Here is a 12,273-nt window from a genome sequence, read left to right as displayed (position 1 = left end):
CCGGACTCGTGGTGAGTTGTCCGAGTGGACCCTTGATTCCGGCGGGCAAGAACGTACCTGCTGTGTCGGACCCGTGACGCTGGGTTTGGCTACAAACCGGATATCTCCTGCACGATCTGCCATGAACTGCCATCCTTTGCGGCTGACTTCCGCCGTAGCCGTTGACGCGGTGGCGCGTTGGACGTCATGGACTGCAAGAGGGCTGCGCGGTGGAGGCCGGGATGGAGACCAGCCAGAGCAACGATCCTTGTACGCCGTCGAGGACTTCGACGGCAGACGATGCGGGATGCGATCTCGTGACGGTGCCGGCCCGGCAGGGCCTGGAGGCGGTCGACATCCTGCGCCGGGGGGCCGGGGAGGCGGTGGGGCCCGTGCTCCACGACGACGGGGGCGACACCCTCGGCTTCGTGGTGCCGGCCGGTACGGCGGCGGCCTGGGACGTCCCCGGCAGCACCTGTACCGGCACCGACGGGCGCGGACTGCGGCTCAACCCCGAGCCGCCGGTCGACGGCTCCGACTGGCTGCTGCCGCCCGGCGAGGCCGATCTCGCGACGGACCCGGCGGTGCTGCGCCGGGCGCTCGGGGAGGCGGCGAGGCTGATCAAGGCCGCGGACAGCTGCTGCTGAATTTCCGGTACGGCCGCGGCCTGCGAAAATGGCGGAATGGGCAAGTCCAGGAACACCCGGCGCCGGTCGGCTGCCGCCGCCGAGGCCGTTGTCGAGGCCGTCGACGGCGGCCTCGCCCAGCTCATACCCGACCCCGAGCGCGGCCGTGCCTGGACCCTGCTCATCGACGGTGCCCCGCAGTCACACGTCGACCTCGACGATCCCGCGTACCTCTCCTTCGAGTACCAGCGCCGCCTCGGCCATGTGATCGACCTGGTCGCACCGCCGGGCAGACCGGTGCAGGTGCTGCACCTCGGGGGCGGGGCCTTCACGCTGGCGCGGTACGTCGCGGCGACCCGGCCCCGGTCCACGCAGCAGATCGTCGAACGGGACGCGGCCCTCGTCCAACTGGTCCGGCGGGAGCTGCCGCTGGATCCGAACGCGCGGATACGGGTGCGGTCCGTGGACGCCAGGGAAGGGCTGGGCAAGGTGCCGGAGGGGTGGGCGGACCTGGTCATAGCGGATGTGTTCAGCGGGGCGCGGACGCCGGCGCACCTGACGTCCACGGAGTTCCTGGACGAGGTCCGGAGAGTCCTGCGGCCGGGGGGTGCCTACGCGGCGAACCTCGCGGACGGGCCGCCGCTCGCGCACCTCAGGGGGCAGATCGCCACGGCGGCGGCGCGGTTCGCGGAGGTCGCGGTGGTGGCGGACGCGGGGGTGTGGCGGGGGAAGCGGTTCGGCAACGCGGTGCTGGTGGCGGCCGACGTACAGCTGCCCGTCGCAGAGCTGACCCGGCGCTGTGCATCCGACTCGCACCCTGGGCGGGTCGAACACGGGCGGGCGTTGCGGGACTTCGCCGGTGGGGCGGTTGCCGTGACGGACGCGGTGGCCGTGGCTTCGCCTTCACCGCCGCCATCGGTGTTTCGCTGAAGCCTCCCCTTCAGTACGTCTCGACCTGCACGTGCGGCGGGCCGTCGTGCCAGGTGCAGAAGACCGACACCCGGTCCGTGCTCCTGCTGAACTCGATGCGGATCCAGGACTCCGTCTTCCACACCTGCATCGACCAGCCCGTGCCCGGTGTCGCCGACACGAGCGTCGCGCTGCTCCTGGCCAGGTCGAAGACCGCCCGGCCGCCGTCGGTGTCGTAGGCCTTGACCTCGCCGGTCGCGGTGGCGGACGGGGTCGGGGCGGGCGCCGCGGTGCGGGAGGGCGTCGGGGTGGGAGTCGCCGACGGGCGCCGGGAGGCGGTGGGCGAGGGGCTCGGCGGGCGGGACGTGGCCGACGCCAGCGGCTTGGAACCCTGCGTCGTCGGGTCGTCGTCCGCCGCCGTGATGGGCAGGGCGCGCGGCGGGTCGTAGGCCGTGCCCGCCATCACCGTGTGGACACCCCACCACGACAGCGTGACCGCCGCGCCCGTGGCGAGCAGCCAGGCCAGTACGTGTACGAGTCCTCTGCGCATCGCGGGCCATACTGCCTCAGGGGTACCGCCGTGCGCACCCGACCCGAGTTATCCACAGGCTCCGGCCGGCGCCTGCCGCATGGCGTACGGTGCGGCGCATGGCAAGTGTGCTCGTGGTCGAGGACGACCAGTTCGTACGCTCGGCGCTGATCCGGCATCTCACCGACGCCTCGCACACCGTGCGCAGCGTCGGTACGGCACTGGAGGCGCTGCGCGAGGTCGCCCATTTCCGCTTCGACGTGGTCGTCCTGGACCTCGGACTGCCGGACCTGGACGGCTCCGAGGCCCTGAAGATGCTGCGCGGCATCACCGACGTGCCGGTGATCATCGCCACCGCCCGGGACGACGAGACGGAGATCGTCCGGCTGCTCAACGCCGGTGCGGATGACTACCTGACCAAGCCGTTCTCCGTCGAGCACCTGTCGGCGCGGATGTCCGCCGTGCTGCGCCGGGCGCGGTCGGCCGGGGGCGAGGCGGCGCCGTCGAGCGTGCTGCGGGTCGGTGGGCTGGCCGTCGACCCGCTGCGCCGGCAGGCCGAGTTGGACGGGGTGCGGCTCGATCTCACTCGCCGGGAGTTCGATCTGCTGGCCTTCCTCGCCGGGCGGCCGGGGGTCGTGGTCCCGCGCAAGGAACTGCTGGCGGAGGTGTGGCAGCAGTCGTACGGGGACGACCAGACCATCGACGTGCATCTGTCCTGGCTGCGGCGGAAGTTGGGGGAGACGGCGGCCCGGCCGCGGTATCTGCACACACTGCGGGGGGTCGGCGTGAAGCTGGAGCCGCCCGGCGGGGAAGCGAGGCCGGTCGGATGAGATGGGCTCTGGTCAAGGTCTGTCTGGCGGTCACCGCGATGGTCGTGGTCGCCTTCGCCGTTCCGCTCGGTCTGGTCGTCAAGGAGCTGGCCCGCGACCGCGCGTTCTCCAACGCCGAGCGGGAGGCCGCCGCCGTCGCCCCGGCCCTGTCCATCACCACCGACCGGGACAAGCTGGAGCGGGTGGTGGCCGCGGCCGGCGCCGACCGGGGCATGGCCGTGCACATACCCGCGTCCGGGGACGGTGCCGCCGTCGACATCGGGCGGCAGCGCGCCGCCGACCGGGACATCGCGACCGTACGGAAGCTGGGGCGTGCCTCCACGACCGGGGTGGCGGGCGGCTCGACGCTGCTGCAGCCCGTGGCGCTCGGCTCCGGTGCCATCGCGGTCGTCGAGGTGTACGTCCCCGAGTCCGAGGTGACCAACGGCGTCTCCACGGCCTGGGCGGTGCTCGCCGCCGTCGGCCTGGCGCTGATCGTCGGCTCGGTCGCCGTCGCCGACCGGCTGGGCGTACGGATGGTGCAGCCCGCCCAGCGGCTGGTCGAGGGCGCCCACGAACTGGGAGAGGGCAGGCTGGGGTCGCGGGTGCCCGAGGAGGGGCCGACCGAACTGCGGCTGGCGGCGGCCGCGTTCAACTCGATGGCCGACCAGGTCGTACAACTGCTGGCGAACGAGAGGGAGCTGGCCGCCGATCTGTCCCATCGGCTGCGGACCCCGCTCACCGTGCTGCGGCTCAACGCGGCCTCGCTCGGGGACGGGCCCGCCGCCGAGCAGACCAGGGCCGCCGTCGCCCAGCTGGAGCGTGAGGTCGACACCATCATCCGGACCGCCCGGGAGGCCAAGCCGCAGACGGCGGCCGCCGGTCCGGGCGCCGGGTGCGACGCGGCCGAGGTGGTGCGGGAGCGGATGGGGTTCTGGTCGGCGCTCGCGGAGGACGAGGGCCGCAAGTGGCGGGTGGCCGGCGTCGACCGGCCGGTACGCATACCCGTGGCCCGCGCCGACCTGGCCGCGGCGCTCGACGCGCTGCTCGGCAACGTCTTCCGGCACACCGCCGAGGGCACCGCCTTCGCGGTCGACGTGCACAACGGGGACGACGCGGTCATCGTGCTGGTCTCCGACGCCGGGCAGGGCATCCGGGATCCCGAGGCCGCGATGGCCCGGGGGCGGGGTTCCGGGGCGGCCGGGTCGACCGGGCTCGGCCTCGACATCGTGCGCCGGCTCGCCGAGTCGACCGGCGGGGACGTGCGGATCGGCTCGTCGGTGCTCGGCGGCACCGAGGTGCGGATCTGGATCCAGCTGGACGGCGGGAAACCGGAGCGGAAGGGGCATCGGGGGTCGGTGCGCAGACGCCGTTCGCGCAGGCAGTCGGGGGAGACGGGCCGGAGAGGAACCGGGGAGACCAAGAAAATTGGTCTCGACCTTTAATCGGTCCCGATCCCTTCCTTAAGCGCACCCTAAGATCCCCAACGCCCGTCCCTATCAGGCCGTTTGTCCGGTTCCCGGTCGCTAGCGTGCTGCCGCACCCCCCCCATTCGGCAGGCGAAGGCAGGCACGCGCATGAGTACGCACCGGCGCAGCATCAGTGGCAGGAACAAGGTGATAGGCGGTCTGGTCGCCGCGGCCGTGGTCGGTGGCGGGGCGATCCTGTTCACCGGAATCGCGCAGGCGGCCGGGGTCGGCGCCGCGTACACCAAGACCAGCGACTGGTCGACCGGGTACTCCGCGCAGTACGTCGTGACGAACAACAGCGGTGCCACGGAGAAGGACTGGACGCTGGAGTTCGACCTGCCGGCCGGGGCCAAGCTCAGCTCGCTGTGGAACGCCGAGTCCACGGTCAGCGGGCAGCACGTCACCGTGAAGCCGCCGAAGTGGGACACGGACGGCCTCGCGGCCGACGAGTCGGTCACCGTCGGCTTCGTGGTCAACGGCAGCGGGGACCCGACCGGTTGCCGTATCGACAACGCGAGCTGTTCGGCGGACGGCACGGCGACCCCGGAGCCCAGCGGCCGCCCGACGGAGTCCACCACACCGACCGCGACCGTCACACCCTCTGCCACCTCCACCCCTACTCCCACCTCCACCCCCACCGCGACGGTCACCCCCACCGCGTCCCCCACCCAGAGCAGCGGCACCGGCACCACCGCCTCCGCCGGCTTCGCCCCGTACGTCGACACCTCCCTCTACCCGGCGTTCGACCTGCTCGCGGCCGCCGACGCGACCGGCGTGAAGAACTACAACCTCGCGTTCGTCACCGACGGCGGCGGCTGCACGCCCAAGTGGGGCGGGGTGACGGACCTGGCCAGTGACGGCGTGGCCTCCCAGATCGGCGCCCTGCGCGCCAAGGGCGGTGACGTCCGGGTCTCCTTCGGCGGCGCCTCCGGCTCGGAACTCGCGACCACCTGCTCCTCGGCGGACGCGCTGGCGACGGCGTACGGCAAGGCCGTGGACGCCTACGACCTGACCAAGGTCGACTTCGACGTGGAGGGCGGCGCGCTGCCCAACACCACGGCGAACACCAACCGCGCGAAGGCCATCGCCAAGCTCCAGGCGAGCCACCCCGACCTGGACGTCTCCTTCACCCTCCCGGTCATGCCGGAGGGCCTCACCCAGGACGGCGTGAACCTGCTCTCCGACGCCAGGGCCAACGGCGTGAAGATCAGCACCGTCAACATCATGGCGATGGACTACGGCGCCTCGTACGACGGCGACATGGGCACGTACGCCACCCAGGCCGCCACCGCCACCCAGGCCCAGGTCAAGAGCGTGCTCGGGCTCTCCGACCCAGCCGCCTGGAAGGCGGTCGCCGTCACCCCGATGATCGGCGTCAACGACGTCTCCACCGAGGTCTTCAAGGTGGACGACGCCACCCAGCTCGTCGACTTCGCCAAGTCCAAGGGCCTCGGCGGGCTGTCGATGTGGTCCGCCACCCGAGACAAGCAGTGCGACGGCGGCGCCAAGCCCACCGCCGACGCCACGTGCAGTTCGATCACCCAGGACAAGAACGCCTTCTCGAAGGCGTTCGCAGCGATCGGCTGACACGACCGTGACAGAGCGAAGGGGGGCGCGGTACTCCCTGGACCGCGCCCCCGGGCTCAGGACGCCGGGCGGGCCGGCGGGAGGGTTCCCGTGCGGGCCGCTTCCGCGTACCAGTGGGCGCTGGACTTCGGGGTGCGGGCGAGGGTCGCGTAGTCGACGTACACCGCGCCGAACCGCTTCTCGTAGCCGTACGCCCACTCGAAGTTGTCCATCAGGGACCACAGGTAGTAGCCGCGGACATCGGCGCCGTCGGTGATCGCGCGGCGTACCGCCGAGAGGTGGCCGTGCAGGTAGGCGATGCGCTCCGGGTCGTGGACCCGGCCGTCCGGGTCGGGCTTGTCGTCGTAGGCCGCGCCGTTCTCGGTGATGTAGAGGGGCAGGCCCGGAGTCTCGGCGGTGTACCGCATGATCAGGTCGTGCAGGCCGGTCGGGTCGATCGTCCAGCCCATCTCGGTGCGCTCGCCCGGGGTCTGGTGGAAGGCGATGTCGTCGGCGCCCGGCCAGGGGGAGTGGGCACTCGCGCCATGGCCGTCCGACCGCGGGCCGGTCACCGCGCCGGACGCCGACGACACCAGGGTGGGCGTGTAGTAGTTCAGCCCGAGGGCGTCCAGCGGCTGCTGGATGGCGGCGAGATCGCCGTCCAGGACGTACGACCAGTCGGTCACCGACGCCGTCGCCGCGAACAGCGACTGAGGATACGAGCCGTGCAGGATCGGGCCGTGGAAGACGCCGTTGGCCAGGTCGTCGATGGTCCGGACCGCCGCCAGATCGGCCGGGTCCTGCGAGAGGGGCCGTACGACGGAGGAGTTGAGGCTGATCGCGATCTGGTTGCGGGCCGGCATCGCCGCACGCAGCGCCGACGTGGCGAGGCCGTGCGCGAGGTTGAGGTGGTGCGCGGCGCGCAGGGTGGCCGCCGGGTCGGTACGGCCGGGGGCGTGCACCCCGGAGCCGTAGCCCAAGAACGCGCTGCACCAGGGCTCGTTGAGGGTGATCCACTGCTCGACGCGGTCGCCGAGCGCCTCGCCGAGGATCTGGGCGTACTCGGCGAACCGGTACGCCGTGTCCCGCTCCGGCCAGCCGCCCGCGTCCTCCAGCTCCTGCGGCAGGTCCCAGTGGTAGAGGGTGACGGCGGGCTTGATGCCCTTGGCCAGCAGCTCGTCGACCAGCCGGCGGTAGAAGTCCAGGCCGACCTGGACCGCCGGGCCGCGTCCGGTCGGCTGGACGCGCGACCAGGAGACCGAGAACCGGTAGGCGTTCAGACCGAGGTCCGCCATCAGCGCCACGTCGTCGCGGTAGCGGTGGTAGTGGTCGACAGCGATGTCACCGGTCTCGCCGCCGGCCGTCCTGCCCGGCGTATGGCTGAAGGTGTCCCAGATCGAGGGGGTGCGGCCGTCCTCCCGCACCGCCCCCTCGATCTGGTACGCGGAGGTCGCGGCGCCCCAGAGGAAGGCGGGAGGAAAGGTCACGGAAGTCATGGGCTCAGGCATGGAAGCGCTCCCATAGGAGGTCGTGGAGACCGACGGGTAGATGAGGAGAGAGAAAGGGGCGGGCGGGACGGGAGGGGCCGGGGCGGCGGTGACCCGGCCCCCGTCGTTCCGCGGGCGGTCAGCCCTTCACCGCGCCCTGCATGATGCCGCCCACGATCTGCTTGCCGAAGATCGCGAAGACGAGCAGCAACGGCAGCGTGCCCAGCAGCGCGCCCGCCATGATCAGGGACTGGTCGGGGGTGTAACCGCGGCCCAGGCCCGCCAGGGCGACCTGCACGGTCGGGTTGCCGGTCTGCGTCAGGACCAGGAACGGCCACAGGAAGTCGTTCCAGGCCTGGACGAACATCAGCATGCCGAGCACCGCCATCGCCGGGCGCGCCGCCGGGAACACGACGTGCCACACCACCCGCCAGCTGCTCGCGCCGTCCACTCGGGCCGCCTCGATCAGCTCGTCCGGCAGCGCCTGGATGAGGTACTGCCGCATGAAGAACACGCCGAACGCGCTCACCAGGGACGGGAAGATCACCGCCTGCAACTGGTCCGCCCAGTTCAGCTTGGCGACCATCATGTAGAGCGGGATGATGCTGAGCTGCGGCGGCACCATCATCGTGCCGATCACCGTCAGCATCAGGATGTTGCGGCCCCGGAACCGCAGCTTGGCGAAGGCGAACCCGGCGATCGTCGACAGCACGACGATGGTCACCGCGGACGTCCCCGCCACGATCGTGGTGTTGAGGAACGCCTTGCCGAGATTGGCCTCGGTCCAGGCGACGTCGAGGTTGTGGAAGAGGTTCCCGCCGAACCAGAACGGCGGCGGGGTCTCCGCCAGCCGGTTGTTGTTCCGGGAGGCGGCGATCGCCGTCCACACCAGCGGGAACAGCGAGCCGATGGAGAACAGCACGAGGACCGTGTAGGCGATCGGGCCCGCGTGCATGGTGCCGCCGGCGCGCGCGGACTTCGGGCGCCGCACGCGCTTGGGCTCGGCGTCGGAGGGGGTGGTGGTCAGGGTTGTCGTCGTCACGGCCGGTCTCCTAACTACTGGCGCGCAGCCGGCGCGAGATGACGTAGTTGACGAGCCCGATCACGATGAGGATCAGGAACATCGTCCAGGCGATGGCCGAGGCACGGCCCAGGTGCTGGTTCACCCAGCCCTGCTCGTACAGGTACAGGCCGAGCGTCTGGAACTGGTGCTCCGCGCCGCCCGACGCCCCCTTGTTCGCGTCGAAGATCAGCGGCTCGCCGAACACCTGGCTCGCCCCGATGGTGGAGACGACACAGGTGAACAGGATCGTCGGGCGCAGCTGCGGCAGCGTCACATGGAGGAACTGCTGCCAGCGCGAGGCGCCGTCCAGGGCCGCCGACTCGTACAGGTCCTGCGGGATCGCCTGCATCGCGGCCAGGTAGATCAGCGCGTTGTAGCCGGTCCAGCGCCAGATCACGATCGTCGAGACCGCTATCTGGGAGGGCCACTTGTCGTTCTGCCAGTCGATGTGGCCGACGCCGAAGAAGTGCAGCGCCCAGTTGATCATGCCGTAGTCCCGGCCGAACAGCAGCACGAAGACCAGGGAGGCGGCCGCGATCGACGTGGCGTACGGCGCCAGCATCACGACCCGGTAGAAGATCGAGGCACGCAGCCGGTAGTTGAGGATGTGGGCGAGCCCCATCGCCATCAGCAGCTGCGGAACCGTCGAGATGATCCCGATGGTCAGGGTGTTCCTGGCCGCGTTCCAGAAGAAGTCGTCGCCGAAGATCCGGGTGTAGTTGTGCAGCCCCGCCCACTGCATGTCGGTGGGCGCGGTCAGCTCCACCGTGTGCAGCGAGGCCCACCCCGTGTAGACCAGCGGGAAGAGCCCGAAGGCGACGAAGAGCAGGAAGAACGGCGAGATGAAGCCGTACGGGCTCCACTTGATGTCCCGCTGCCAGCGGCGCGAGAGACGGGTGCGGCGCCGCAGCTCCGCCTCCGTGGGAGCGGCGGGCGGACGGACCGGGGCCGCGCCCCCCTCCTGCGCGAGGGGGGCGGCGGTGTCGTGCCGGGTGGCCATGGCGGTCACTTGTCCAGGCTGTTGTCGATGGTCTTGACCGCTGTGTTCCACGCCTCCGCGGCCGACTTGCCCTTGGTGACGAGGACGACGCCGTTGTTGGCCAGACCGTCCTGGATGATCTGGTCCTTCGGGCCGATGACCTGCACCGGGCTGCTCTTGGCGGCCGCGGCGAAGATCGTGCCGATCGGGGCGTCACCGGTCATGTCGTTCTTGGCGCCGGTCACCGCCGCCGAGGTGTACGTCGACGGCGCGCTCGGGAAGGAGCCCTGCACGCTGAAGAGCTTGGCCTGCTGTTCGGGTGCGGTCAGCCAGGCGACCAGCTTCTCGGCCTCCGCGACGTTCTTGCCGCTCTTGGGCACGGTCAGGAAGGACCCGCCCCAGTTGCCGGCCTTCGGCGCCTGGGCCACGTCCCACTTGCCGGCCGCGTCCGCCTTCGACTGGCCCTTGATGTAGCCGAGCATCCACGGCGGGCAGGACATCGCCGCGAACTTGTTGTTGGCGATCGTGCTGTTCCAGGACGGCTGGAACTGGGTCTGCGCCTGGACCAGCCCGTCCTGCGCGGCCTTCGCGGTCTGGTCGAACGCGGTCTTCACGGCCGGGTTCGTCTTGTAGATGATCTTGCCGGAGGAGTCGTAGAACTTGGTGCTCTCACTGGAGAGGATCGCGTTCAGGAGACCGCCGGGGGAGTCCATGAAGGTGGTCCCGGAGGGCGCCTTCTTCTTGTAGTTCTCGCCGACCTGGACGAACTTGTCCCAGCTGCCCGCCCAGAGCTTGCTCACCGCGTCGCGGTCGGTGGGCAGACCGGCCTGCTGGAAGAGGTCCTTGCGGTAGCAGATGGCGAGCGGGCCGACGTCGGTGCCGAGCCCGATGGTCTGGCCGCCGCTGGTCGTGGCCTGCTTCCACTTCCAGTCCAGCCAGTTGCTCTCCGAGACGCCGCTGACCTTGGACAGGTCCTCCAGCTTGTCGGCGAAGGTGCTGGTGACCTCGGCGATGTTGCTGACTTCGACGGCCTGGACGTCCATCAGGCCGCTGTTGGTGGTCAGGTGGTTGACCAGCGCCGGGTAGTAGTTCGCGTTCTGCTCGACCGAGGTGTCCTTGATGACGATGTTCGGGTGGAGCTTCTCGTACTCCTTGTAGAGCCCGGCCTCCTTGAAGCCGAACGTGCCGAACAGACCGAGCGTGATCGTCGTCTTGCCCTTGCCGCCGCTGGTGTCGTCACTGCCGCCACCACCGTCGTCGGCACAGCCGGCCAGCAACGCTCCTCCCAGCGACACGACGGCCGCCAGGACCACCGCCTTGCGGGAGGCGGTTCGGGTACGTGCTCGCATTACGTCCTCCTGTTGCCCTGACGTGCCGACCCCCCGGCCAACTGCATGGTTGGGCCCGTCTGTTTCTCGCTGCGGCTCGGGCGGGGAACGTGCGGGATGTGTATGTGTCAGGTACTGTGGGAGCGCTCCCACCGATGATGTGTTGAAGGGTCGTCGGTTCGGAGCGGGGTGTCAAGGGAGCGGACGCGGAGGGGTGTGTTCGGTTATCCGGCTGTTAGCTAACCGCGGTTGGGAGCCGGGGCGGCGGGGCGGCGACAACGGCTGAAGGCCGGCCGGCGTCGCCCGCGGGCCCGTGCGGCGTCCGAAGGCGGGGTCGTCCGGACCGGAGCGGGGCCGGGGGCGGCAGCTCCCGGGAGCGGTCGTCCCGAAAGACGGGGCTGTTACATTCCAGGCCGGCAACAAGAACGCGGTGAGAAGGGCGGAGCCCATGGCAAGCCACGGAGCGCGGGGGCGTGGTGGTGGTCGGCCCACCCTCGAGGAGGTCGCCGCCCGGGCCGGGGTGGGGCGGGGAACCGTGTCGCGGGTGATCAACGGCTCGCCGCGGGTCAGCGACGCCACCCGGGCCGCCGTGGAGGCCGCGGTCGCCGAACTCGGTTACGTGCCGAACACCGCCGCCCGGGCCCTCGCGGCCAACCGCACCGACGCCATCGCCCTGGTCGTCCCCGAACCGGAGACCCGGTTCTTCGCGGAACCGTACTTCTCGGACATGCTCCGCGGTGTCGGCGCCGAACTCTCCGACACCGAGATGCAGTTGCTGCTGATCTTCGCCGGCAGCGACCGGGAGCGGGAACGGCTCGCCCAGTACCTCGCCGCCCACCGCGTGGACGGCGTCCTGCTGGTGTCCGTCCACGCCGACGACCCGCTGCCCGACCTCCTCGCCCAGCTGGAGATCCCCGCCGTGATCAGCGGCCCGCGCTCCGCCGCCGAGACGCTGACCTCCGTCGACTCCGACAACTACGGCGGCGGGCGCTCCGCCGTCGAGCACCTGCTGGCCGGCGGCCGCCGGACGATCGCGCACATCACCGGCCGCCTGGACGTGTACGGCGCCCAGTGCCGCGTCGACGGCTACCGCGACGCCCTGCGGGACGCGGGCCGGGAGGTGGACGAACTCCTCGTCGTCCCCGGCGACTTCACCGAGGAGGGCGGCCGCCGGGCCATGACCCTGCTGCTGGAGCGGCGCCCCGACCTGGACGCCGTCTTCGCCGGCTCGGACGTGATGGCGGCCGGCGCCCGCCAGGTGCTGCGCGAACTGGGCCGCCGTATCCCCGAGGACGTGGCGCTGGTCGGGTACGACGACTCGGCCATCGCCCGCCACATGGACCCGCCGCTCACCAGCGTCCGCCAGCCCATCGAGGAGATGGGCCGCGCGATGATCGACCTCCTCCTCGCGGAGATCGCCGACCGCCGCCCTGCCGTCTCCCGGGGCCTGGAGCGCCGGCACGCGGTCCTGCCGACGGAACTGGTGACCCGCGCCTCCTCGTAGGATCTGTCCGGACGATCCGAGCGGG

11 protein-coding genes are annotated in these 12,273 nt (G+C 71.1%); 6 read left to right on the top strand and 5 right to left on the bottom strand.

The annotated features are described in order from the left end of the window. Positions 1-221 precede the first annotated feature (221 nt). Positions 222-626: a hypothetical protein gene (locus ACFWXC_RS13025; protein WP_384477564.1), complete on the top strand. Its 405-nt coding sequence runs from the start codon at positions 222-224 to the stop codon at positions 624-626. 36 nt (positions 627-662) lie between these two features. Next, the gene (locus tag ACFWXC_RS13020; RefSeq protein WP_384477562.1) at positions 663-1,535 is read left to right on the top strand and encodes a spermidine synthase; all 873 of its coding nucleotides are present in this window, start codon (positions 663-665) and stop codon (positions 1,533-1,535) included. Between the two features lie 10 nt (positions 1,536-1,545). Here the strand turns inward: ACFWXC_RS13020 and ACFWXC_RS13015 are convergent, their stop codons facing one another. Beyond that, positions 1,546-2,064: a hypothetical protein gene (locus ACFWXC_RS13015; RefSeq protein ID WP_384477559.1), complete on the bottom strand. Its 519-nt coding sequence runs from the start codon at positions 2,062-2,064 to the stop codon at positions 1,546-1,548. A 98-nt stretch (positions 2,065-2,162) separates the two neighbouring features. On the opposite strand from ACFWXC_RS13015, the gene ACFWXC_RS13010 reads away from it, so the two are divergent. From ACFWXC_RS13010 to ACFWXC_RS13000, 3 genes are all read left to right on the top strand, one after another. Then, positions 2,163-2,873: a response regulator transcription factor gene (locus ACFWXC_RS13010; RefSeq protein ID WP_384477556.1), complete on the top strand. Its 711-nt coding sequence runs from the start codon at positions 2,163-2,165 to the stop codon at positions 2,871-2,873. Further along, positions 2,870-4,297: a sensor histidine kinase gene (locus ACFWXC_RS13005; RefSeq protein WP_384477553.1), complete on the top strand. Its 1,428-nt coding sequence runs from the start codon at positions 2,870-2,872 to the stop codon at positions 4,295-4,297. The genes ACFWXC_RS13010 and ACFWXC_RS13005 overlap by 4 nt, the downstream gene beginning before the upstream one ends. 132 nt (positions 4,298-4,429) lie before the next feature. Continuing rightward, positions 4,430-5,908 carry a cellulose binding domain-containing protein gene (locus ACFWXC_RS13000; RefSeq protein ID WP_384477550.1) on the top strand — a complete coding sequence of 493 codons (1,479 nt, stop codon included), beginning with the start codon at positions 4,430-4,432 and terminating at the stop codon, positions 5,906-5,908. A 56-nt stretch (positions 5,909-5,964) separates the two neighbouring features. On the opposite strand, the gene ACFWXC_RS12995 is transcribed toward ACFWXC_RS13000, so the two are convergent. The 4 genes from ACFWXC_RS12995 to ACFWXC_RS12980 form a co-directional block, all read right to left on the bottom strand. Next, positions 5,965-7,383 carry a GH1 family beta-glucosidase gene (locus ACFWXC_RS12995; RefSeq protein WP_384477547.1) on the bottom strand — a complete coding sequence of 473 codons (1,419 nt, stop codon included), beginning with the start codon at positions 7,381-7,383 and terminating at the stop codon, positions 5,965-5,967. 130 nt (positions 7,384-7,513) lie between these two features. Then, positions 7,514-8,416 carry a carbohydrate ABC transporter permease gene (locus ACFWXC_RS12990; RefSeq protein WP_384477544.1) on the bottom strand — a complete coding sequence of 301 codons (903 nt, stop codon included), beginning with the start codon at positions 8,414-8,416 and terminating at the stop codon, positions 7,514-7,516. Between the two features lie 10 nt (positions 8,417-8,426). After that, on the bottom strand, positions 8,427-9,437 hold the full coding sequence (locus ACFWXC_RS12985) for a carbohydrate ABC transporter permease (RefSeq protein ID WP_384477899.1): 1,011 nt from the start codon (positions 9,435-9,437) through the stop codon (positions 8,427-8,429). A 5-nt stretch (positions 9,438-9,442) separates the two neighbouring features. Further along, entirely contained in the window at positions 9,443-10,765 is a 1,323-nt protein-coding gene (locus tag ACFWXC_RS12980) for an ABC transporter substrate-binding protein (RefSeq protein ID WP_384477541.1), read from the bottom strand. 427 nt (positions 10,766-11,192) lie between these two features. Between ACFWXC_RS12980 and ACFWXC_RS12975 the strand changes: the two genes are divergently transcribed. Beyond that, positions 11,193-12,248 carry a LacI family DNA-binding transcriptional regulator gene (locus ACFWXC_RS12975; RefSeq protein ID WP_384477538.1) on the top strand — a complete coding sequence of 352 codons (1,056 nt, stop codon included), beginning with the start codon at positions 11,193-11,195 and terminating at the stop codon, positions 12,246-12,248. Positions 12,249-12,273: the final 25 nt, after the last annotated feature.

This window comes from Streptomyces sp. NPDC058683, from assembly GCF_042716195.1.
In the GTDB taxonomy this organism is placed as follows: Bacteria; Actinomycetota; Actinomycetes; order Streptomycetales; family Streptomycetaceae; genus Streptomyces.
The sequence above is the reverse complement of the archived record's forward strand: the minus strand, read 5'-3'. Positions and strand labels throughout refer to the sequence as shown.